The 21,234-nt window shown below is 74.6% G+C and carries 18 protein-coding genes and 2 tRNA genes; 12 read left to right on the forward strand and 8 right to left on the reverse strand.

Features of this window, described 5'->3' with window-relative positions:
• The first annotated feature begins 73 nt into the window (after positions 1–73).
• The 7 genes from H300_RS0116195 to H300_RS0116225 all read left to right on the forward strand — a co-directional run bounded on the left by H300_RS0116195 (position 74) and on the right by H300_RS0116225 (position 5,246).
• Positions 74–149: transfer RNA gene (locus H300_RS0116195), tRNA-Gly, on the forward strand.
• A 144-nt stretch (positions 150–293) separates the two neighbouring features.
• Complete coding sequence (locus tag H300_RS27275) at positions 294–1,325, forward strand: ABC transporter ATP-binding protein (RefSeq protein ID WP_078516055.1); 1,032 nt, start codon at positions 294–296, stop codon at positions 1,323–1,325.
• Entirely contained in the window at positions 1,322–2,137 is an 816-nt protein-coding gene (locus tag H300_RS0116205) for an ABC transporter permease (RefSeq protein ID WP_028428262.1), read from the forward strand. Before H300_RS27275 ends, H300_RS0116205 begins: the two co-directional genes overlap by 4 nt.
• A gap of 130 nt (positions 2,138–2,267) precedes the next feature.
• Entirely contained in the window at positions 2,268–3,518 is a 1,251-nt protein-coding gene (locus H300_RS0116210) for a sensor histidine kinase (protein WP_486583909.1), read from the forward strand.
• A complete protein-coding gene (locus tag H300_RS0116215; protein WP_199779200.1) occupies positions 3,511–4,140 on the forward strand; it encodes a response regulator transcription factor in 630 nt (209 codons plus the stop codon). The genes H300_RS0116210 and H300_RS0116215 overlap by 8 nt, the downstream gene beginning before the upstream one ends.
• Positions 4,141–4,243: 103 nt before the next feature.
• Positions 4,244–4,316, forward strand: a tRNA-Gly gene (locus H300_RS0116220).
• Positions 4,317–4,595: 279 nt separating this feature from the next.
• Entirely contained in the window at positions 4,596–5,246 is a 651-nt protein-coding gene (locus H300_RS0116225) for a hypothetical protein (RefSeq protein ID WP_028428265.1), read from the forward strand.
• A gap of 36 nt (positions 5,247–5,282) precedes the next feature.
• Here H300_RS0116225 and H300_RS0116230 read toward each other — a convergent pair whose 3' ends face one another.
• The gene (locus H300_RS0116230) at positions 5,283–6,011 is read right to left on the reverse strand and encodes an SLATT domain-containing protein (protein ID WP_028428266.1); all 729 of its coding nucleotides are present in this window, start codon (positions 6,009–6,011) and stop codon (positions 5,283–5,285) included.
• A gap of 414 nt (positions 6,012–6,425) precedes the next feature.
• On the opposite strand from H300_RS0116230, the gene purD reads away from it, so the two are divergent.
• The 4 genes from purD to H300_RS0116250 all read left to right on the forward strand — a co-directional run bounded on the left by purD (position 6,426) and on the right by H300_RS0116250 (position 12,567).
• Positions 6,426–7,727, forward strand: coding sequence for a phosphoribosylamine--glycine ligase (purD, locus tag H300_RS0116235; protein WP_028428267.1), 1,302 nt, complete (start codon positions 6,426–6,428; stop codon positions 7,725–7,727).
• 364 nt (positions 7,728–8,091) lie between these two features.
• Entirely contained in the window at positions 8,092–9,642 is a 1,551-nt protein-coding gene (locus H300_RS0116240) for a M48 family metalloprotease (protein WP_037980711.1), read from the forward strand.
• Between the two features lie 423 nt (positions 9,643–10,065).
• Complete coding sequence (locus H300_RS0116245) at positions 10,066–11,571, forward strand: N,N-dimethylformamidase beta subunit family domain-containing protein (protein ID WP_028428269.1); 1,506 nt, start codon at positions 10,066–10,068, stop codon at positions 11,569–11,571.
• Between the two features lie 69 nt (positions 11,572–11,640).
• On the forward strand, positions 11,641–12,567 hold the full coding sequence (locus H300_RS0116250; RefSeq protein ID WP_028428270.1) for a phosphoribosylaminoimidazolesuccinocarboxamide synthase: 927 nt from the start codon (positions 11,641–11,643) through the stop codon (positions 12,565–12,567).
• Here H300_RS0116250 and H300_RS0116255 read toward each other — a convergent pair.
• The 6 genes from H300_RS0116255 to H300_RS0116280 form a co-directional block, all read right to left on the reverse strand.
• Positions 12,534–13,319: a GntR family transcriptional regulator gene (locus H300_RS0116255; RefSeq protein ID WP_037980681.1), complete on the reverse strand. Its 786-nt coding sequence runs from the start codon at positions 13,317–13,319 to the stop codon at positions 12,534–12,536. The two genes, H300_RS0116250 and H300_RS0116255, sit on opposite strands and share 34 nt — an antisense overlap.
• A gap of 186 nt (positions 13,320–13,505) precedes the next feature.
• On the reverse strand, positions 13,506–14,876 hold the full coding sequence (locus H300_RS0116260; protein ID WP_028428272.1) for an aspartate aminotransferase family protein: 1,371 nt from the start codon (positions 14,874–14,876) through the stop codon (positions 13,506–13,508).
• 200 nt (positions 14,877–15,076) lie between these two features.
• Positions 15,077–15,751 carry a class F sortase gene (locus tag H300_RS27280; protein WP_078516056.1) on the reverse strand — a complete coding sequence of 225 codons (675 nt, stop codon included), beginning with the start codon at positions 15,749–15,751 and terminating at the stop codon, positions 15,077–15,079.
• Between the two features lie 17 nt (positions 15,752–15,768).
• Positions 15,769–16,329: a hypothetical protein gene (locus H300_RS0116270; RefSeq protein ID WP_028428273.1), complete on the reverse strand. Its 561-nt coding sequence runs from the start codon at positions 16,327–16,329 to the stop codon at positions 15,769–15,771.
• 298 nt (positions 16,330–16,627) lie between these two features.
• Complete coding sequence (locus H300_RS0116275) at positions 16,628–18,325, reverse strand: ABC-2 transporter permease (protein ID WP_028428274.1); 1,698 nt, start codon at positions 18,323–18,325, stop codon at positions 16,628–16,630.
• A complete protein-coding gene (locus H300_RS0116280; RefSeq protein WP_028428275.1) occupies positions 18,322–19,293 on the reverse strand; it encodes an ABC transporter ATP-binding protein in 972 nt (323 codons plus the stop codon). The genes H300_RS0116275 and H300_RS0116280 overlap by 4 nt, the downstream gene beginning before the upstream one ends.
• Before the next feature lie 90 nt (positions 19,294–19,383).
• On the opposite strand from H300_RS0116280, the gene H300_RS27285 reads away from it, so the two are divergent.
• Complete coding sequence (locus H300_RS27285) at positions 19,384–20,043, forward strand: GbsR/MarR family transcriptional regulator (RefSeq protein WP_486583910.1); 660 nt, start codon at positions 19,384–19,386, stop codon at positions 20,041–20,043.
• 54 nt (positions 20,044–20,097) lie between these two features.
• On the opposite strand, the gene H300_RS0116290 is transcribed toward H300_RS27285, so the two are convergent.
• Positions 20,098–21,126: a hypothetical protein gene (locus H300_RS0116290; RefSeq protein ID WP_051270105.1), complete on the reverse strand. Its 1,029-nt coding sequence runs from the start codon at positions 21,124–21,126 to the stop codon at positions 20,098–20,100.
• Between the last annotated feature and the right edge of the window lie 108 nt (positions 21,127–21,234).

Below are 21,234 nucleotides of genomic sequence, written 5' to 3' on the forward strand. Positions count from 1 at the left end.
GAAACTCCGCTCGGTCCTCCGGGATCGGGTAGAGTGCACGATGCGCCACTCGGTGAAAGCCGGGTGGATGCGTGCGGACGTAGCTCAGCTGGTAGAGCGCAACCTTGCCAAGGTTGAGGTCGCGAGTTCGAACCTCGTCGTCCGCTCCATTGCAGAGGACCCCGGCCGGTCGGCCGGGGTCCTCTGCGTTTCCGCTCCCTTTCCGCTGCCCCTCGCGCCGGACTGACAAATGTCATCCAGGTGCGTGACAGCACGCACTGCCGGGCGACCCTCGCCGGGGTGAGGCTGGAGTCATGGACAACGGCGAACACGTGATCAGGACGACGGGACTGCGCCGGCGCTACGGACCGGCCAAGGGACGCGGCGGCAAGGGGCGCGGCGAGGACGGCTTCGAGGCCGTCCGCGGGCTCGACCTGGAGGTGGCCCGCGGCGAGCTCTTCGCCCTGCTGGGCACCAACGGCGCGGGCAAGACCTCGACCGTCGAGCTTCTGGAAGGGCTGGCCGCACCGTCGGCCGGCAAAGTCGAGATCTTCGGCAGCGACCCCTTCCGGGAGCGCGACCTGGTCCGTCCGCGGATCGGGATCATGCTCCAGGAGGGCGGCTTCCCCACCGACCTCACCGTCGCGGAGACCGCGCAGATGTGGGAGGGAATGACCACCGGTGCCCGGCCGGTCGGCGAGGCACTGGAGATGGTCGGCCTCGGCAAGCGCGAGAAGGTCCGGGTGAAGCAGCTCTCCGGAGGTGAACGCCGCCGGCTCGACCTCGGGCTGGCCCTGCTCGGCCGTCCGGAGGTGCTGTTCCTCGACGAGCCGACCACCGGCATGGACGCCGAGGGGCGGCAGGACACCTGGCGGCTCGTCAGGGAGCTCCAGGCGGAGGGCACCACGGTGCTGCTGACCACGCACTACCTGGAGGAGGCCGAGCAGCTCGCCGACCGGGTGGCGATCATGCGGGACGGCCGCGTCGTCACCCTGGGGACGCCGGACGAGGTCACCGCCTCGCAGGAGGCCCGGATCCGGTTCCGGCTGCCGGCGGGCGTCACCGCGGCGCACCTGCCGCTGTCGGTCCCGGCTGCGGTCCGGGGCGACCGCGTGGAGGTGCGCACCGAGCACCTCCAGGAGGCGATGATCGAACTGCTGCTGTGGGCCCGCGAGCAGGACCTGGAGCTTCCCGGCCTGGAGGCCCGTTCCGGGTCGCTGGAGGACGCGTTCCTCGGCATCGCCCGGCAGGACCACGACCTGCCGGACGGCGCGCCCGACGCCCACGGGACCGCGCCGACCGCCGCCCGCACTGCGCAGCCGACCGGAGAGGGAGCACACCGATGAGTACCGAGACCAGCGTCCGCGCCTCGCAGACCGACGCCGGGGGGCGCTCCCGCACCCGCAGGAGGGACCGGCTGCGGGCTCTGGGCCGGGCCGAGATGATTCTGCTGATCCGCAACCGCACGGCCGTGTTCACCTCGCTGCTGATGCCGCTGGGCTTCGTGCTCCTCATGCGGACCAGTGCGGGCAGCGCCACCGAGAACAGCGCGCTGGGCGCCAACTCGCTGGTGATGACGGGCGGCATCGGGATCGTGCTGATCCTGGTCATCTACGTCAACCTGGTCGCCGCCTTCGTCACCCGCCGGGAGGAGCTGGTGCTCAAGCGGCTCCGCACCGGGGAGGCGTCCGACGCGGAGATCCTCGCCGGCACCGCCATGCCGTCGGCCGCGCTGGCGCTGGCGCAGTGCGTCCTGCTGATCCTGGCGGGGACGCTCGCCCTGGACATCGACCTGCCGCAGCAGCCGGTCCTGCTGCTCCTCGGGCTGCTGCTGGGCACCGTCACGCTCACGGCACTGGCCGCGGCGACCACGGCCATCACCCGGACCACCGAGAGCGCCCAGATCACCTCGATGCCGCTGATGATGCTCACCTTCTTCGGCTCCGGGCTGCTGATCCCGCTCGACGTGCTCCCCGACACGGTGGCCACGGTCTGCGAACTGCTGCCCGTCACGCCGGTCATGGACCTGATCCGCTACGGCTGGCTTGGCGAGTCCTCCGGAGCCGAACCGCTGACCGCGCTGGCCCTCGCGCCGGCCTGGACGGCCCTGTCGGTGCTCGCTGTGCGACGGTGGTTCCGCTGGGAGCCCCGGAGCTGACCGCGGGGCCCGGGACGCCACCGGGCCCGGGCCGCCGCGCCGGCCCGCTGAGCGGGCCGCCGCGCCGGCCCGCGGTACCTGCGGGCGCGGGCCGGACAGGCGGTACGCGCGGAAAGAACGGAGAACACGGGTGTCGCCTCGACTTCTGACGGGCTGGTGGGAGCGGCTCGGCAGCGCCGCCCAGGTGGAGATCTACACTCGGTGGTCCTTCCGGTTCCTCGCCGCGGTGTGGACGCTCACGCTGCTGGGACTGCTCGCGGGTGCCCCGGAGCTGGACAGCCGGTTGCGCGTGCTGCTGGTCCTGCTGGTCGTCGCCCAGGGCGTCCTCGTCTGGGGGACCAGTGACCAGGTGCTGGAGTGGTTGGCCGACCGCCGGGAGCGTCCCGACCGGCGCCTGTGGGCCGCGGCCGTACTCGGGGCGGTGCTGATGCTGATCGGTCTGCTGCTGGTCCGGGCGGGCGTGCTGCCCGGCGACGAGGAGGCCGCGGTCTACCTGGTGGCCAGCACACCGGCGGTGACCCTCGTCCCGCTGACCGGAGCCATGCGGCGGGTGCGCCGGGTCGTCGTCCTGGCGGCCGGGTGCGGGCTGGGGACGGCCGCGGCGGTGCTCGCCGCCGGTGTCACCCGGGAGGTGGTGGTCGCCTACGCCGTCGGGACGACGGCCGCCTGCGTCTTCATGGCGTTCACCTCGCGCTTCTCGGTCTGGCTGCTGGAGGCCGTGTACGAGCTGGACGCGACGCGGGAGACCGGGGCCCGGCTCGCCGTCGCCGAGGAGCGGCTGCGCTTCGGCCGCGACCTGCACGACGTGCTGGGCCGCAACCTGTCGGTGGTCGCGCTCAAGAGCGAGCTCGCCGTGCAGCTGGCCGCCCGCGACACGGCCGCGGCGGTGGAGCAGATGGTGGAGGTGCAGCGGATCGCCCGCGAGTCGCAGCGCGAGGTGCGGGCGGTGGTCCGCGGGTACCGCAAGGCCGACCTGGAGACCGAACTCGCGGGCGCCCGCGGGGTGCTGGAGGCGGCCGGGATCAGGTGCCGGACGGACACCACGGCCGGCCGGCCGCTGGCGGCGTCGCTCCAGTCGGCCCTGGGCTGGGTCGTCCGGGAGGGCACGACGAACGTACTGCGGCACTCGGACGCCCGGACCTGCACCGTGCGGCTGCGGGTGGAGGGTGGAATCGCCGTACTGACCATGGAGAACGACGGAGTGGACTCGCGGCGGGCCGGCGGCAGCCCGGCCGGCGCGGGTGAGCGGGGCAACGGGCTCGCCGGCCTGCGGGAGCGGCTGCTGTCGCTCGGCGGCACGGTCGAGGGCGGGCCCACGGGTGAGGGCGGGTTCCGGCTTCGGGTCCGGCTCCCGGCGGAGGAGGATAAGGGCGATGGCTGAGGAGGCGCAGCAGGTGATCCGAGTGCTGCTCGCGGACGACGAACACCTCATCAGGGGCGCGCTCGCCGCGCTGCTCGCGCTGGAGGGCGACCTGCAGGTGGTGGCCGAGGCGGCGTCCGGTCCGGAGGCGACGGCGATGGCCCGCGCGCATCGCCCGGACGTGGCGGTGCTCGACCTCCAGATGCCGGGTGCGGACGGCGTCGCGGTGGCAGGCGCGTTGCGCACGGCGCTGCCCGGCTGCGCCACCATGATCGTCACCGGGCACGGCCGGCCCGGGCACCTCAAGCGGGCGCTCGCCGCCGGGGTGCGGGGGTTCCTGCCGAAGACGGTGTCCGCCCAGCGGCTCGCGGATATCATCCGCACCGTCCACGCCGGCGAGCGCTACGTGGATCCCGAGCTGGCCGCGGACGCGATCAGCTCCGGCAACTCGCCGCTGACCACCCGGGAGACGGAGCTGCTGGAACTGGCGGCGGACGGGGCCCCGGTCGCCGAGATCGCCCGCCGGGCCGGGCTGGCCCCGGGCACGGCGCGCAACTACCTCTCGGCCGCGGCGGCGAAGGTCGGCGCGGCCAACCGGCACGCGGCGGTCCGCCGGGCCCGCGAGCACGGCTGGCTCTCCTGAGGGCACTCCTGGGGAGGCGCCCGGGGGCGTCCTGCGGTGCCTCCCCCGGGCGGGAGGGCGGAGGCACCGCGCCGGGTTGGCTATAGTGGGTCGCGCAGCACAGGCGGACGTAGCTCAGCTGGTAGAGCGCAACCTTGCCAAGGTTGAGGTCGCGAGTTCGAACCTCGTCGTCCGCTCGGTCGAGCGCCCCGCGCTCCCTCGGGCCCCGGTGTCGAAACCGGGGCCCGAGGCATGTCCGCAGGGGGTTCCGGCCGGCGTGCACGGGGAAGGCCACAGGGCACGGGCGGCCGGACCGTCCGTGCGCGGGCGCGGTGCGCGCGTCCGGTGGCCGCGCCGCGGCGGCCGGCCGGGCCCCGCAGCGCCGCCGGTGCCGGTCGCGGGGATCGGGGCCGGGCGCCCCGTGGTCCGCACTACGCTGAGTCCCCCATCGGTTGTCGCCGTCCCTGGAGAGCCCCTTGGCCTGTGATCTGTGGCTGGTCCCCCTCGTCGATGTGCTCTGTCACAGCCCCGACAACCCGTTCGCCCAGGAGATCGCCACCTACGACAAGGCGCTCCACGAGGCAGGCCTGCCCTCGGTCCCGGTGTACGGCTACATGCCCGGGCTCTCCGGGGACGTGGCGCCGGTGGCCGGATTCGACTACGACGCGCTCCATTTCCTGCGCCGGGCGCACCTGCTCCAGCTCTGCGCGCTGGAGGTCACCCCGGTCGACGCGCTCGGCAGCGACTACGAGCAGTTGCTGGAGATGTTCGAGACGACCGCCAAGCAGTCGCACCTGGTGTGGCACTACGACCACGCGGGCGCGTACGTTCCGGTGGACTTCGCGGCACCGCTGGCGAACGACGAACTCCTCGACGGCGGCGGTCCGCTGGGCTCCGGCCACGGGCTGCTGCGGGAGCTGGAGGCGGTGGCGCCGTTCATCGGCATCGACCCGGCCAACCCACCGCCCGCACCGCCGGCTCCGACCGGTCCGACCGAGCTGGAGGAGCCGGCCCTTCCGGCGGTCGCCCCGGACGGCCCCTTCGCCAGGGAGCGGCACGTCTGGCTCGGCCTGCACGCGGCCGCGACCAGGAGCCTGGCTCAGGGGTCGATGATCGTCTTCTCCTGATCCCCCGGCGTGCACGCAGCGGAACGGCGGGCGGGGTCAGCGGGGGTTCTCCGGCGGACGCTGCCGGGGCATGTTCGGGCGGGCGCCGGGCGGCAGCGGGAAGCGCGGTTGCGCCGCGGGCTCCCGCTCCTGCCTCGGCACCCGCTCGCCCGGACCGGCCGAACGGGTGGGCAGCGGCACCGAGGCGGAACGGAACTCCACCATCCAGTCGGTGGTCTCCGCCCGCACCAGTTCGGTGAGGTCCCCGTTGAACCTGCGCAGCACCGCCAGGCAGCGCTCGGCGGCCTCCCCCGCAGTGCCCTCCGTCGGTCCGAGCACCTCGCGGACGGACTCCCCCGCCCACTCGTACTGGAACGCCTCCAGCCGCCGCTGCACCGCCTGCGCGGTGGCGACCGAGCGCATCCAGCCGGACGTCAGCCCGAACCAGCGGTCGCAGGCGAGGCAGAGGGCCGCCCCGAGCAGGGCGAGGTAGCCGAAGTAGCCCGCGTCGCGGACCGTTCCGGCGAGCTCCAGCACCGGTACCGCCACACCCGCGGCCACACCGAGCGCGGTTCCGGCCCGCAGCACCCGGGCGGTCCGCCGCTTCCAGGTGCGGTCGGCCAGATACCAGGCGGCGAGTTGCAGCGCCCCCTCCTCCACCCACTGGTACAGCTCGTCCAGCCGCTCGGCCGGCTCCCCCCAGTCGCCGGTCGGGAACGCACGGCCGAGCAGGTCCCCCCGACCGTCGCGCCTGCCGCCCTCGGGCTGCTTCTCCGGCTGACTCACCCGCCACTCCCAACCACTGGCTGCTCACGGACCGCACTCGAAATACCCATTCCTACCCCCATGCGAGGGGTGCGACGGAACTCCCTCCGGGCCCGGCTGCCGCGCCGGAACCACCGGAATCGACGCCTCCGGCAGCGCGCGGCCCACCGAACTGCCCGGAACACCCTCGGAGGCCCGATCCCACCGTGCACCGGGGACCCGACGGCCTCACTCGAAAGAGTGCGGCCCCGGCTGACGCCCGATTCCCGCCGCGGAGGTCTCCCGCGCCCGTGCCGGGACCCGCCCGCGCGGGGCCGCCCCATGCCGGACGACCCCCGCCCCCGCGCCCGGCCACCTGCTGCCGGCGCCCGTCCGCGGTCCGCTGTGCGCTCCCCGCGGGCGGCGCGGGGCGGCGGCTCCTCTAGGCTGCCCCCCGTGAAGGTCCTCGTCATCGGCGGCGGCGCCCGCGAACACGCCCTGTGCCGCTCTTTCTCCCTCGACCCCGACGTCCGCGAAGTGCACTGCGCGCCCGGCAACGCCGGCATCGCCGAAGTGGCGTCCCTGCACCCGGTGGACGCGCTGGACGGCCACGCGGTCGCCTCGCTGACCGAGCGGCTCGGGCTGACCGCCGCCGACCTGGTCGTGATCGGCCCGGAGGCGCCGCTCGTCGCCGGGGTGGCCGACGCGGTGCGCGAGCTCGGTGTCCCGGTGTTCGGGCCCTCGGCGCAGGCCGCCCGGCTGGAGGGCTCCAAGGCCTTCGCCAAGGAAGTCATGGCCGACGCGGGAGTGCCCACCGCCCGCGCCTATCTCTGCACCACCCCCGAGGAAGTCGACACCGCGCTCGACGCCTTCGGCCCCCCGTACGTGGTCAAGGACGACGGTCTGGCCGCGGGCAAGGGCGTCGTCGTCACCCCCGACCAGGCCGCCGCCCGTGCGCACGCGCTGGACTGCGGCCGGGTGGTGGTCGAGGAGTTCCTCGACGGCCCCGAGGTCTCGCTGTTCGCGGTCACCGACGGTGAGACGGTCGTCCCGCTCCAGCCGGCGCAGGACTTCAAGCGCGCCCACGACGGCGACAAGGGGCCCAACACCGGTGGCATGGGCGCCTACTCGCCGCTGCCCTGGGCGGACCCGGAGCTGGTGGACGAGGTGCTGGCCACCGTCCTCCAGCCGACCGTGGACCGGCTCCGCCACCGCGGGACCCCGTTCTCCGGCCTGCTCTACGCGGGACTGGCGATGACCTCGCGCGGGGTGCGGGTGATCGAGTTCAACGCCCGGTTCGGCGACCCGGAAACCCAGGCGGTGCTGGCCCGGCTGAGGACACCGCTGGCCGGGCTGCTGCGGGCGGCGGCCGTCGGCGAACTGGCCCAGTTCCCCCCGCTGCGCTGGCGCGAGGGGTACGCCGTCACGGTCGTCGTCGCGGCTGCGGACTACCCCGCGTCCCCCCGGACGGGCGACCCGATCTCCGGCTTGGACGAGGTGGCGGCCGCGGACGCCCCGAAGGCGTACGTGCTGCACGCGGGGACCCGCCGGGACACCGAGGGCCGGGTCGTCAGCGCCGGGGGCCGGGTGCTGTCGGTCACCGCGACCGGCTCCGGCCTGACCACGGCCCGGGAGCGCGCCTACCGGGCCGTCGGGCGGATCTCCCTCGACGGCTCGCACCATCGCTCGGACATCGCGGCCAGGGCCGCCGCGGACCAGGACGCGGAGCAGGCGCGCACCGCCGCCCGCGGGGCCTGACCCGACGACCGCCGAGTGCAGGCCCCGACCGGCCGCCCCGGCCGGGGTGGCCCGCGGGACCCCCACCGAGCCGCCCGGGGGAGAGGCCGGGCGGCCCACCGTCCGGGCGCCCGACCAACCCGCCGCAGTCGGGCCATAGTCGGACACCCCCGGCAGCGCCGGTTGTGCAACACCTCTACCCAAAGCCATTCCATCGAGTGACGAAAGCCCGCTCCCGCCGATTCCCCACCGGTCGGCGACTAGGGTTCCGCGCAGCGGGCCCGAGCACCTTTCGATCAAGTGGCCCACCGCACATTGCGATGTCGGTGCCCGGTGCGACAGTGGGGAAGTACCCAGGCACTTCGATACGGCAGGGGTGAGCGACATGGCAGACCCGGCAGCCGGAACACGGTCGGCCCGGGACCACGCGCTGGCCGTGCAGCGGGTCCGCAGCACGGCGTTCGCGGGCGCGTTGCTGCCCGCCGCCGTCCTCGCCCTGCTGCTCAGCGCCCGCGGCACGGGCCGGCTCGGCAGCGGCTGGAACGGCCTGCTCTGGGGGCTCGGCTTGTGCTCCGCCGCGGTGCTGGTGTCCGCGGTCGCCGTCACCGTCCTGATCGTCCGCGCCCGTCCGGCGCTCTCCCCCACCGTCGATCTCCCGGAGGCCTCCGCCCGCGACCTGCACCGGCTGGTGCACGATCTCGCCGACCGCCTCGAAGTGCCCGCGCCGGGCGGCGTCGCGGTCACCCCGGACTGCGACAGCTGGCTGGAGGACCGCGGCGGCCCGGCACCGGTGCTCGTCGTCGGCTCGCCCTTCCTGTGGTGGATGCGGGTCGCCGAACTCCGTGCCGTGCTCGCCCCGGTGGTGGCCGGCACCGGCCCCTCGGCGCACCCGGACATCGCCGCGTCCCGGCGGTTCGTCCGCGCGCTGGACGCCGCGATCGCGGACGGCCGGGCTGCCCGGCCCGCACGCCTGCTGCTCCGGGCGGTCGGCCCGCACGCCGCCGAGATGGAGCGGCTGGTCGCCACCGCCGCCTCCGCCCGCGCCCAGAGCGTCGACCACGGCCTGCGGACGGTCGCCCAGGAGCAGGTCGGCCTGGCGTACGCGGGCTGGGACCGGCTGCTGACCCGGGTCGCGGTGCCGGCCTGGCGCTCCGGCCGCTGGCCCTCGCAACTGGACGCGGGGGTGGTGTCCGCGCTCACCGAGCTCTCCCGGCGCGACCGCCTGGCCGACGGCTTCACCTCCCGGCTGGGCGACCGCCCGGCCTGCGACCTGCTGGAGGAGCCGGGCACGGTGGACGCCGAGGTGTCACTGCTGGCCGCCCGGCTCTTCCACGGCGGCCCCGCCGAGGCCGGACCCGACTGGGCACCGGTGGAATGGCAGGCCTACCCGGAGGAGGTGGTGGACCGGGTCTGGCGGATCGAGGCCGCCCGGCTCTTCGCCGCCCTGGACTCCACCGAGCGGGCCGGTGTCCCGGAGTCCGCGCCCCCGCCGGGGCTCGGCCGACCGACCCTGGCCCGGGTCATGGAACGACTCACCGCGGAGGACGACCGCGCGGAGCTGGCCGCGCTGATCAGCGCCGAGTCGGTGCGCGCCGAGCAGCACGCAACCGGTCGGCAGGGCGCGCAGCCCGGCGGCATAGCTGACGTCCCCGGCGTGGTGGTGCCGATGGGCTTCCCGCCCGCCGGACCGCGCACCGCGCGGGAACTGCTGGCCGACCACATCACCGCCGCCGTCTGCTGCGCCGCGGTCGAGAGCGGCAGCGGCGCGCCGGGGCTCGACTGGCTCGACGGCCCGTCGCTGCTGATCGCCGGCGAGCGCCGCAAGGACCTGGCGCAACCGGTGCTGGCGCTCGCGGAGGAAGGCGACTCCGGTCCGCTACGCGACTGGCTCACCACGGCAGGCGTCCGGGCCGACAAGCCGGTCCGCCTGGTCTGAGTCCGCCCGGCCGGTGCAGCCCGGCCAGGGTCCCGGGCCCCCAGCACCCTGGCCCTGCCCCCGGGCTGCGTCGTCCCGCGTCTCCGGGGGCCGCGGTACTGGGGGCGTTCGTGGCAGAGTCGCGCGCCCCGGACGTGCGCCCTTGGCACCGGTGTCCCCTCGGCCATTCACGACGAACCGTGACGACCCGGCTGCAGCATGTGATCTGCTGGGCTCAGCGTCGGCGGCGCGGACCACGTCGCGGCTGCCCGGTCGGCCCCGGGCGGCCGCGGCGAACCGCGCACGGGCGGTGGTACGACCGGCACCCCGGGTACTACCGACCGGCCCGCACACGTACGGGCGAGAAGCCGACGCGGCACGGACCGGCGCGCCGGAGACACCGGCGGCATCGGGGCAGGCCGCACGGCGGGAGGGGAACACCAGGTGGACACGGAGCAGATCAGGCGGTGGGAGTCGGGCGCGCTGGCGCACGCGGTGACGGACCCGTTCGGACAGGGTCCGCTGCCGTGGCTGCGCGGCAGCGAGCACTACTTCGACAACGGTCAGGTCGTCCCGTGGTACGTCGACCGCAGCAGACTCGACGAGGACGGCCGGGCCTCCGCGTCCGGTCCCGGCTTACCGGGCCCGCGGTCCGGCCGCTCCCACTCGCACACCGCCGACGACGTGAACTGCCAGATCAAGGGCTTCTCCTCCACCAGCTCGGTCGCTCCCGGCGAGTCCATCGACTTCCGGGTGACGGTCAACCCGCCGCAGCCGTTCAGCGTCGACGTCTACCGGATCGGCCACTACGGCGGAGAGGGTGCCGCCAAGATCACCACCAGTCCCCGGCTCTCCGGCATCGTCCAGCCGCAGCCGCTCACCGCGGATCGGACGGTCTCCTGCCACCACTGGTGGCTGTCGTGGCGGCTCCAGGTGCCGGACTACTGGAGCACCGGCGCCCATGTGGCCGTGCTGACGACGGTGGACGGGCACCGCTCGCACATCCCCTTCACGGTCCGCGACCGGGCCAGCGCGGACCTTCTCCTGGTGCTGCCGGACATCACCTGGCAGGCGTACAACCTCTTCCCCGAGGACGGCCGCACCGGGGCCAGCCTCTACCACGCGTGGAACGAGGACGGCCGGCTTCTCGGGGAGCAGGACGCCGCCGTCACCATCTCCTTCGATCGCCCGTACGCCGGCGCGGGGCTCCCGCTGCACGTCGGCCACGCGTACGACTTCATCCGCTGGGCCGAGCGCTACGGCTACGACCTCGCGTACGCGGACACCAGCGACCTGCACGCGGGGCGGGTGGATCCGTCCCGCTACCGCGGGCTGGTCTTCCCCGGGCACGACGAGTACTGGTCCGCGCCGATGCGCCGGACCGTGACCGACGCCAGGAACGCGGGCACCTCGCTCGTCTTCCTGTCTGCGAACTCGATGTACTGGCAGGTGGAGCTGTCCTCGCTGCCCTCCGGTGAGCCCGATCGGCTGCTGACCTGCCGCAAGCGGCACGGTCCCGGCCGGTCGACCCGCTGGCGCGAGCAGGGCCGCCCGGAGCAGCAACTGCTGGGCGTACAGTACGCGGGCCAGGTGCCGGTACCGCATCCGCTGGTGGTGCGCAACGCCTGCCACTGGCTGTGGCACGCCACCGGAGCCGAGGAGGGGGAGGAGCTCCCGGGCATGGTAGCCGGGGAGGCGGACCGCTACTTCCCGCGGACCTCGCTCCCCGAGCACACCGACCGGGTGCTGCTGGCCCACTCCCCCTACCGGGACCGGGCCGGTGCGCGCCGCCACCAGGAGACCTCCCTCTACCGGGCACCGAGCGGGGCGCTGGTGTTCGCCGCGGGAACATTCGCCTGGTCTCCGGCGCTTGACCGCCCCGGACACGTGGAACCCAGAATCCAGCGGGCCACCGCCAACCTGCTGGACCACATCTGCAAGCGGGACTGACCCCCGGCGGGCCCGCGGCCGAGAGGTACGGGAGAATTCCGTATCCGAAACGTCTCTGTTGGAGGAACCGTGTCCGGATTCGTCGAGAAGCCCCAGCCGGCGCAGGTGCCCGGTCTGGTGCACCTGCACACCGGCAAGGTGCGCGACCTGTACCGGAACGGGGCGGGCGACCTGGTCATGGTGGCCAGCGACCGGATCTCCGCGTACGACTGGGTACTGCCCACCGAGATCCCCGACAAGGGCCGGGTGCTGACCCGGCTCTCCCTGTGGTGGTTCGAGCAGCTCGCGGACCTGGTCCCGCACCACGTGCTGTCCACCGACGTCCCGGAGGGCGCTCCCGCCGGCTGGGAGGGCCGGGTGACGGTCTGCCGCTCGCTGCGGATGCTGCCGGTGGAGTGCGTGGCGCGCGGCTACCTGACCGGCTCGGGCCTGGTGGAGTACGAGCGGTCACGGACCGTCTGCGGCCTGGCCCTGCCCGAGGGGCTCGTGGACGGTTCGGAGCTGCCGGGCGCCCTGTTCACCCCGGCGACCAAGGCCGCCGTCGGCGAGCACGACCAGAACGTGCCGTACGAGGAGGTGGCCCGCGAGGTCGGCGCCGAGACCGCCGCCGCGCTGCGGCAGCTCACCCTCGCCGTCTACGGCCGGGCCCGGGACATCGCGACGGAGCGTGGGATCATCCTGGCAGACACCAAGTTCGAGTTCGGGCTGTCGGCCGCGGGCGGCTCGCCGGGCCTGGAGCCGGACACCCTGGTGCTCGCCGACGAGGCGCTCACCCCGGACTCCTCCCGGTTCTGGCCCGCCGAGGAGTGGGAGCCCGGGAGGCCGCAGCCCTCGTTCGACAAGCAGTTCGTCCGGGACTGGCTGACCGGGCCGGACGCGCGGTGGGACCGGGCTTCGGAGACCCCGCCGCCGCCGCTGCCGGCCGAGGTCGTGGAGCGGACCCGGGACAAGTACGTCGAGGCCTACGAGCGGCTGACCGGCGTCCCCTGGGCCTGAGCCGACGCCGTGTCCGGGGCCGGCCCCGGCGACTCCGGGCGGCCCGCGGAGCCGCCGGGGGCCGCGGGACCGCCGCCGGGGGCCGGGCCCGTTCCTGCGAGCGTGCGGACGAGGGCCAGCGCGTGGTCGTTGTACGCGGCGACGGTGCGCTCGGCCGCTGCCGTGTCGCCGTGCTCGACGGCCTCGACCAGCTCCAGGTGCCCGGTCCACAGGAGGCCGTGCAGGTTGCCGCGGGCCCGCAGATGGGGCACCGCGAACACCCAGCAGTGCACCCGGACCCGCTCCAGGAAGTCGGTGATGTACGGGTTGCCCACGAGGTCGCCGAGTTCGCGCCAGAACCTCAGGTCGTAGCCGATCAGGACGTCCAGGTCACCGCGGAGGGCGGCCCGGCGGCAGGCCACCGCCCGCCGCCGGATCGAGGCGAACCGTTCGGCCGGGCCCGGCTCCGGCCGGTGCGCCGAGGCCCGGAACACCCCCTCGACGACCAGCGTGCGCGCCTCCACCATCGTGGTGAAGTCGCCGAGCGTGAAGCGGTGCACCCGGTAGCCGCGGTGCTGGTCGGAGTCGAGCAGGCCCTGCGCGGAGAGGTCCACCAGCGCCTCGCGGACCGGGGTGGCCGAGACGCCGTACTGCTCGGCGATCTCCTTGACGGTGAACTGCCGCCCGGCCGGAAGCCGCCCGGCCAGCACTTCGTCGCGCAGTGCGCCGGCGATCTGCTGGCGCAGCGTGCTGCGGGTGATGGCTGCGGCCATGAGAGCGTTCTCCTCGGTGGGGGCTGCGGCCACTTTAGGGGCTGTCCGGCCACCCGGGAGACCCGGCGAGCGGCCCGCACTCCCGCCGCACCGACCGGATACCGGACGGTCGCCGCCCGGCCGTCGGCAGGGGCGGCGGCAGGCGGGCGTGACCGTCCGGGGCAGACGGTGGGACGTCGCCCTGCCTCAGCGGCCCACCCAGGCGTCCGCGACGGTGAGCGCCTCGTCCAGCACGGCGAGGCCCTCCTTCGCCTCGCTCTCGCTGATGGTGCAGGGCGGCACGACATGAGTGCGGTTCATGTTGACGAACGGCCACAGACCGCGCTGCTTGCAGGCGGCGGTGAACTCGGCCATCGGCGCGTTGTCCGCCCCGGTGGCGTTGTACGGCACCAGCGGCTCGCGGGTCCCGCGGTCGCGGACCAGTTCCAGCGCCCAGAAGACCCCCAGCCCGCGGACGTCGCCGACCGAGGGATGCCGCTCGGCGAGTTCCCGCAGCCCGGGGCCGAGCACCTCCGCACCGATCCGGGCGGCGTTCGCCACGATTCCCTCGTCGGCCATCGCACGGAGCGTGGCGACGGCGGAGGCGCAGGCCAGCGGGTGGCCCGAGTACGTCAGCCCGCCCGGGTAGGGGCGGTCGGCGAAGTCGACGGCGATTCGTTCCGAAATGGCGACCCCGCCCAGGGGGACGTAGCCGGAGTTGACGCCCTTGGCGAAGGTGATCAGGTCGGGGACCACGTCGAAGTGGTCGAGGGCGAACCAGGAGCCGGTGCGGCCGAAGCCGGCCATCACCTCATCGAGGACGAGCACGATGCCGTACCGGTCGCAGATCTCCCGCACGCCGCGGAGGTAGCCGGGCGGCGGCACCAGGATGCCGGCTCCGCCGACCACCGTCTCCAGGATGACCGCCGCCACGGTCTGCGCACCCTCGAAGACGACCGTCTCCTCCAGGTGGGCCAGTGCCCGCTCGCACTCCTGCTCCTCGCTGTCGGAGTGGAAGTGCGAGCGATAGGCGTAGGGGCCCCAGAAGTGCACGACTCCCGCCGAGCCGGTGTCCGAGGCCCAGCGGCGCGGGTCGCCGGTGAGGTTGATGGCCGCGGCGGTGGAGCCGTGGTACGAGCGGTAGGCGCTGAGCAGTTTCGGCCGTCCGGTGTGCAGCCGGGCCATCCGCACCGCGTTCTCCACGGCCTCGGCACCGCCGTTGGTGAAGAAGATCTTGTTCAGGTCTCCCGGGGTCCGCTCGGCGATCAGCCGCGCAGCCTCGGAGCGCACGTCGACGGCGAAGCCGGGCGCGACGGTGCACATCCGCCCGGCCTGCTCCTGGATGGCGGCGACCACCGCGGGGTGCTGGTGCCCGATGTTGGCGTTCACCAACTGGGAGCAGAAGTCCAGGTAGCGGTTGCCGTCGTAGTCCCAGAAGCAGGAACCGGCGGCGCGCTCGACGGGCAGCGGATCGATCTGCCCCTGGGCCGACCAGGAGTGGAAGACGTGGGCCCGGTCGGCGTCCTTGACCTCGGCCTTGCTCATCCTGCGGGTTCCACCGGGGTTGCTGCTGCTCATCGTCCGCCTCACCGCCGTCGCTCAATTGCTCGGATCGCTCAGCCTAATCCCCTCGCCGGATGCGCCCCGGGGGCCGTCCCGGGCCGCACGCGACTGCGTCCCGGCCGGACCGTGGCCCGACCGGGACGCCGCGCCGGGCGTGCGACCCCGCGGAACGGTGCCGGGAGCGGCGGCGGAAACACCGCTCCCGGCCGGTTATGTCACTCTTCGATGCTTGCGAACGCGACGATATTCGCGTCATAGCCCTCCTCCTTGCTCCAGCTTCCCCCGCAGGTGATGAGCCGCAGTTGCGGGCTCCTCGTCGGGCCGTAGACCCGCTGGTTGGGGAAGTCGTCCTTCCGGTACTGCTCGACCGAGTCCACGGTGAAGACCACGGTGCTGCGGTCCTCGCGTTCGATCCGGATCTCCGCACCCGGCCGGAGCGAGCCCACCCCGGCGAAGGCCGCCGGACCCCGGTCGGTGTCCAGGTGCCCCACGATCAGCGCGGGCCCCTGCTCACCCGGGGACGGTCCGCCCTCGTACCAGGCGGCCCGGTCGGCGTCCTCCTCGTCCGGCACGGGCGGGGTGCCGTCCTCCTCTGCGTCGGCGGCGAACAGCTCCACCGTGGAGTCGAGCTGCGGGATGGTCAGCAAGCGCGGCGCGGAGCGCGGCATCACGTCGGGTTCCGGAAGCGGCGGCAGGGTGTCCACCGCTTCCGGCCTGGACACTCCGGCGGCCACCCTGGTGGGGCTGCCGCCCCGGGCGTCGCCGTCGCCGTCCGGCTCGTTCGCCGGTACGGCCGCCAGCAGTGCGGTGGCCACGGCCACGGTGAGAACCGCGGCCACCGCCTCGACCCTTCGGCTGCGCGACGCGAGCCGTTCCTGTCGGGTGCTCATGGATATCCGGGGGCGCGTCACGCCTGGTCCGCGCCCGCCCGGCGCCGCCAGACGACGTAGCCCGCGGCCCCGGCGAGGGCCAGTCCGCCCGCCGCCGCGGCGGCCGTGGTGGTGGCGGTGGGCAGGCCGTCCTCGCCCGCCGCCAGGCCGCCGAGGCCGGCGTGCGCCCCGCCGTGCACCCCGGTGTAGGTGAAGGTGCCGGTCATCGGCTGGTGGTTCTGGCAGTAGCCGGTGACGTGGTACGTCTTGCCGTTGGTGAGTCCCTCGTGCATGACCTTGGCGGTGGCGAATGCCTTGTGGTGGCCCTTGCCGTGGTGCCGGCGGTCCGCCCGGTCGTCGCCGTGGTGCTCCGGGTCGGTGAGGGCCTGGCTGCTCTCGAAGGCGTCCGAGGCGACGGTGCCGTGCCCGCCGTCCTTGCAGGTCGCCTTGATCTCGACCTCGGTGCCGGGGCCGCCCGACGCCGGGCGGACCTCCAGCCCGCCGGCGCTGCCGGTGTCGCCCCCGGCGAAGGCGGGGCCGGCCATGCCGAATGCGAGGACGGTGGACGCTGCGGCGGTGGCGAGAATGCGCATCTTCATGTGAAGCGTGACCTCCGGTCAGAAGGCCCGCGTGCGGAAGCGGATCTTCCGCGTTGTCCGCGTGCCTTCGACCCCATGCCAGCAGCGACCCGGGCAAGTCGCATCCGCTGTACCGCCCGCCGGGTGCCGCGTTGACCCAACCGAGGGCGGTTTGAGCTCCCGTCACCCCGCCGCAGGTCCGCCGTCGCCCGCCCGACGCGGTGTCACCCGACGAGCCGTCATCCCACCCGCTGCCGACGCCCGACCCGCTGCCGTCCGGCGGCGCACAGACCGGGACGGCGACGGGACGGCGGGCAGGTCACTTGGCGTCGAGGTCGCGGCTGCGGAAGCCGGCCAGGCCGAGGGCGAGCAGTCCGGCCGCCAGCGCGGTCAGCACCACCAGCGGCGTCCAGTCCAGTTCCGCGGCGGGCAACCGCGGCACATGGCCGAAGGGCGAGAGATTCTGCAACCAGTCGGGGAACCGCAGGATCTGCCCCAGGTAGCCGACGAGGAACGCGTACACCGGCACCGTCCAGGCCAGCGCGGTGGCCCGCGGCAGCCACCCGAAGAGCAGCAGCGCCACGCCCGCCGTGACCCACAGGGCGGGGGCGTAGGCCAGGGCCGCGCCCACCAGCGCGGGCAGCAGACCGGCGTCCCCCGTCGCTGCGGCGCCGGCCAGGCCGAACCCGAGTCCGGCCAGCAGGAGCAGCAGGGTGCCGCCGGCGAGGGCGACTGCGAGATGGCTGCCGGCCCAGCGGTTCCGGGAGAGCGCCGTGGCGAGCAGCGGTTCGGCGCGGCCCCCGAGTTCCTCGGCCCGGGGACGCAGCGCGGCCGTCACCACGTACGCCGCGGCGACCACGGAGATCACCACCATCACCATCGAGGCGAAGGACTCGGCCACCGAGGCACCGCCGACCTCGGCGAGCGCCTCCTGCACGGCGGTGACGTTCTCCAGCATCTCCTCCGCGTCGGCGAGGATCGAGCCGTAGGCCAGGCCCATCACGAAGAGTCCGGCCGCGAAGCCGGCGAAGGTGCTGCGGTGCAGCCGCACCGCGAAGCCGAGCGGGCGGGTCAGCGCTCCGGAGGCGCTCGGCCGTCCCTGGCGGGCCGGCCGGAGACCGGCACCGACGTCGCGGCGGGTACTGAGCCAGTAGGCGAGACCGGTCGCCGCGGCGGCCAGGGCCACCGCGAGCAGCAGGGGCCACCAGCGGTTGTCGACGTAGACGTAGGTGCGTTGGGCCCAGCCGATCGGGGAGAGCCAGGCCGCCGCACCGCTGCCCACGTCGCCCGCCGCGCGCAGCACGTAGGCCACGCCGAGGACGGCGAAAGCGAGCCCGGACGCACCGCGGGACCAGGCGGTGAGCTGCACGGTGACGGCGGCCACCGCGGCGAAGACCAGTCCCACCCCGGCGTGCGCCGCTCCGTAGAGCAGCGAGCCCGCCCAGTCCACGCCCGCCAGGCCGAGACCGGCCAGACTCGCGGTGAGCAGCAGCGCGAGTGCCAGGTTGGCGAGGACGGCGACGCCGAGTGCCGCCGTCAGCGGCGCGTGGCGGCCGACGACGGCGGAACGGACGAGTTCGGCCCGACCGGTCTCCTCCTCGGCCCTGGTGTGCCGGGTGACGACGAGCACGCTCATCAGCGCGGTCATCAGCGCCACGAACCCGAGCATCTGGTGCCCGAGCATCGAGCCGAAGTTGTAGTCGTCGAGGTAGCGGGCGGGCCCGGACATGGCCAGTCCGGCCGGGCTGTTCATGGTCTCCGCCACCGAGCTGCGGTCGGCCGCGTCGGCGTAGAGGTCGCGGTAGCTGGTCGCCGTGAGCACGGTGCTCAGCGTCAGCGCCAGGAGCCAGACCGGGAGTCGGACCCTGTCCCGGCGCAGGTGGAAGCGGAGCAGGGTGCCGGTGCCGGCGAGGGTGCCGGATCGGCCGGTCCGGCCCGCGACGGCCGGGCCGGGGGCGGACGTGACCGAGGTCGAGGAGCCGGGCGCGGGGGCTCCTGGGGCGGGGGCGGCGCTCATCGTCCCGCTCCGGTGCCGCCGTCGGCGGGGGCACCGGTCGCGGGAGCGGGCGTTCCGGCGGCCGCCGCCTCGGGGACCTCGTCGCCGTAGTGCCGCAGCATCAGTTCCTCCAGCGTGGGCGGGTGACTGGTCAGGCTGCGGATCCCGCACTCGCTCAGTCGGCGGATCGCGCCGTCCAGCCGGTCACTGTCCACGGCGAAGTGCAGCCGTCCGGCTTCGGTGCGGACGTCGTGCACCCCCGGCATCCTGGCCAGGCCGTCGACCGGCCGCTCGGTCTCCGCCTCGACGGTGGTGCGGGTGAGGTGGCGCAACTCGCCCAGCGTGCCGGCCTGCACGACGCGGCCGAGCCGGATGATGCTGACCCGGTCGCAGAGCTTCTCCACCTGGGCCAGGATGTGGCTGGAGAGCAGCACCGTCCTGCCGGCCGCCTTCGCCTGCGTGATGACGTCCTGGAAGACCACCTCCATCAGCGGGTCCAGGCCCGCGGTGGGCTCGTCGAGCAGCAGCAGTTCGGCGTCGGAGGCCAGGGCCGCCACGATGGCGACCTTCTGCCGGTTGCCCTTGGAGTAGCTGCGCCCCTTCTTCGTCGGGTCGAGCCCGAAGCGCTCGACGAGTTCGTTACGGCGCCGAGGAGCGATCCCGCCGCGCAGCCGGGCCAGCAGATCGATCGACTCGCCGCCGGTGAGGTTGGGCCACAGCTCCACGTCTCCGGGCACGTACGCCAGGCGCCGGTGGAGGGCGACGGCGTCGTGCCAGGGGTCGCCGCCGAGCAGGCGGACGCTGCCGGAATCGGCACGCATCAGTCCGAGCAGGACGCGGATGGCGGTGGACTTGCCCGCGCCGTTCGGACCCAGGAAGCCGTGCACCTCTCCCGTGCCGACGCTCATGTCGAGGCCGTCCAGTGCGCGGGTCCGGCCGAAGGTCTTGACGAGTCCGGAGACGTCGAGGGCCGTGGTTACCGTGGTCATGCCTCTGAAGCTACAGTCACTTCACAACTTTGTGAAGTTAGTAAAGCGTCAAAACCGCCGCTCCGAGGAAGCTGCGAGGATGATCAGGTGGTGTCCAAGAACGAAGCGCATTCCGATCAGCCCGATGAGCACGCCGGGCGGTCCGCTCCGCCGCCCGCCGGAACCGGACCGGCGGCCGGGCACCTCGCGGTCCCCGTCGCCGGGGAGGGCGCCGCCGAACCCGGCGCCGGTGAGGACTCCGCCACCGCATACTCCCCCGAGGTGTCGGCCTTCGTGGAGCGGCTCGCCGCGGATCTGACGGACGCGGGGATGCAGCGGATGGCCTCCCGGGTCTTCGCCTGCCTGCTCGCCACCGACGAGGGCGCGCTGAGCGCGGCGGCGCTCGCCCGGCGGTTGCAGATCAGCCCGGCGGCGGTCTCCGGCGCGGTCCGCTACCTGACGCAGGTGCACCTGATCAGCCGGGAGCGGGTGCCCGGCTCGCGCCGCGAGCGCTACCGGGTCCACGCGGGCGTCTGGTACGAGGCGCTGACGAACCGGGACGCCCTGCTCGGCCGCTGGCTGAGCACCTTCCGGTACGGCAGCGAAGTCCTCGGCCCCAACACCCCGGCCGGCCAGCGGGTCGCCGAGACTGCGGAGTTCTTCGTCTTCATGCGCGCCGAACTCAGCGCGATCATGGACCGGTGGCACCGGGAGCGCAGCCGGGACGAGGCCGGCGCGGCGGACGGCTCCCGCACCGAAGACGGCGGCTGAGGGCTGTCCCGCCGGTGGCCGGCGGGGCTGCCCGAAGGGCCGCCGGGCCCGGGGTCAGCCTCGCGGCGGGGTACCGCCCGCGGGACGGCCCGGCACCGTCAGACGCAGCGCCGACGGCGCCACCGTCCAGGTCCGGGCGCGGTACTCGGGCCCGGACACCGTGACCGCCCGGGCCCGCACGGTCACCGACGGCGCACCGGACCGGACCGCGGCGGAGCGCACCACCACCTCGGCCAGACCGCTGCCGAGCCGTTCCGCACCGGAGCCGTCAGCGCCGCCGCCCGCACCGGCGTCGTCGGCCCCGGGACCGTCCGCGCCGAAGCCCTCCACACCGGGTCCGTCCGGGCTGCCCGCGGCGGGGGCCCGCGCGCCCGGCTCACGGGCCCGCCCCTGTCGGGCCCGTGAGCCGGGCGCCCCGGCGGAGCCGGGCCCGCGCGGGAGGCGCTCCTCCCGCCAGACGGAGACGGAGACCTCCGCCACCGGCCGTCCGGGCTCGGCCAGCACCACCCCGTCCGCCTCGACCCGCAGCCGCGGCAGCGACCGGGGCGGGCGGCGGAAGGGGCGGATGGCCGAGGCGCACCGGCCGAGGGCACCGCGCATCCCGGGCGGCTCGGACGGGCGTCCGGCACCGCGGGCGCCCGGAATGCGCAGCGGCCCGAACAGCACCGCCCCGGTGTCCTCGACGAGCAGGTCGAGTCGGCGCTCGGCGCCTTCGAGTACCGCACGGGCCGCGTGCACCGCGTCCGTCGGGACGCCGAGGCCGGCGGCCAGTGACACCGTGCCGGGCGGGCCGACCGGCACCACCGCCAGCGACAGCGGCGGATGCTCCGCACCGGGCCCGGCACGTTCCGCGTGCAGGGCCTGGACCGCGCAGAGCAGCGCCTGATCGTCGCCGACCACCACCGGCCGGCGGCGTCCGCGCCGCGCGAGCAACCGGGCCACCTCCTCCCGCCGGTGGGGCAGGCAGAGCTTCAGTCCGGGCGCGCCCGCACGGAGCACGTCCCTGGCGATCCGCACGGACTCACCGTCGATGTGACGGGCAGCGGGATCGACGACCACGAACAACAGGTCTGGGGCCGACACCTTCGTCCTTCCTCAGGTAACCTCTCGGTGCAAGAGCCCCTGCTGCGCTGTTGCGCCAGGGGCTTCATCTATCCGGGGCACCGGTTCACGGCTCTCGCTGTGGCGAGC

The organism is Streptomyces sp. TAA040 (genome assembly GCF_000424845.1).

Coding starts and splice junctions, on each gene's coding strand:
- H300_RS27280 (WP_078516056.1), bottom strand. CDS start 15,751: ATGAGCACCCGACAGGAACGGCTCGCGTCGCGCAGCCGAAGGGTCGAG.
- H300_RS0116255 (WP_037980681.1), bottom strand. CDS start 13,319: ATGGCCGCAGCCATCACCCGCAGCACGCTGCGCCAGCAGATCGCCGGC.
- H300_RS0116205 (WP_028428262.1), top strand. CDS start 1,322: ATGAGTACCGAGACCAGCGTCCGCGCCTCGCAGACCGACGCCGGGGGG.
- H300_RS0116275 (WP_028428274.1), bottom strand. CDS start 18,325: ATGAGCGCCGCCCCCGCCCCAGGAGCCCCCGCGCCCGGCTCCTCGACC.
- H300_RS0116240 (WP_037980711.1), top strand. CDS start 8,092: ATGGCAGACCCGGCAGCCGGAACACGGTCGGCCCGGGACCACGCGCTG.
- H300_RS0116260 (WP_028428272.1), bottom strand. CDS start 14,876: ATGAGCAGCAGCAACCCCGGTGGAACCCGCAGGATGAGCAAGGCCGAG.
- H300_RS0116215 (WP_199779200.1), top strand. CDS start 3,511: ATGGCTGAGGAGGCGCAGCAGGTGATCCGAGTGCTGCTCGCGGACGAC.
- H300_RS0116280 (WP_028428275.1), bottom strand. CDS start 19,293: ATGACCACGGTAACCACGGCCCTCGACGTCTCCGGACTCGTCAAGACC.
- H300_RS27275 (WP_078516055.1), top strand. CDS start 294: ATGGACAACGGCGAACACGTGATCAGGACGACGGGACTGCGCCGGCGC.
- H300_RS0116270 (WP_028428273.1), bottom strand. CDS start 16,329: ATGAAGATGCGCATTCTCGCCACCGCCGCAGCGTCCACCGTCCTCGCA.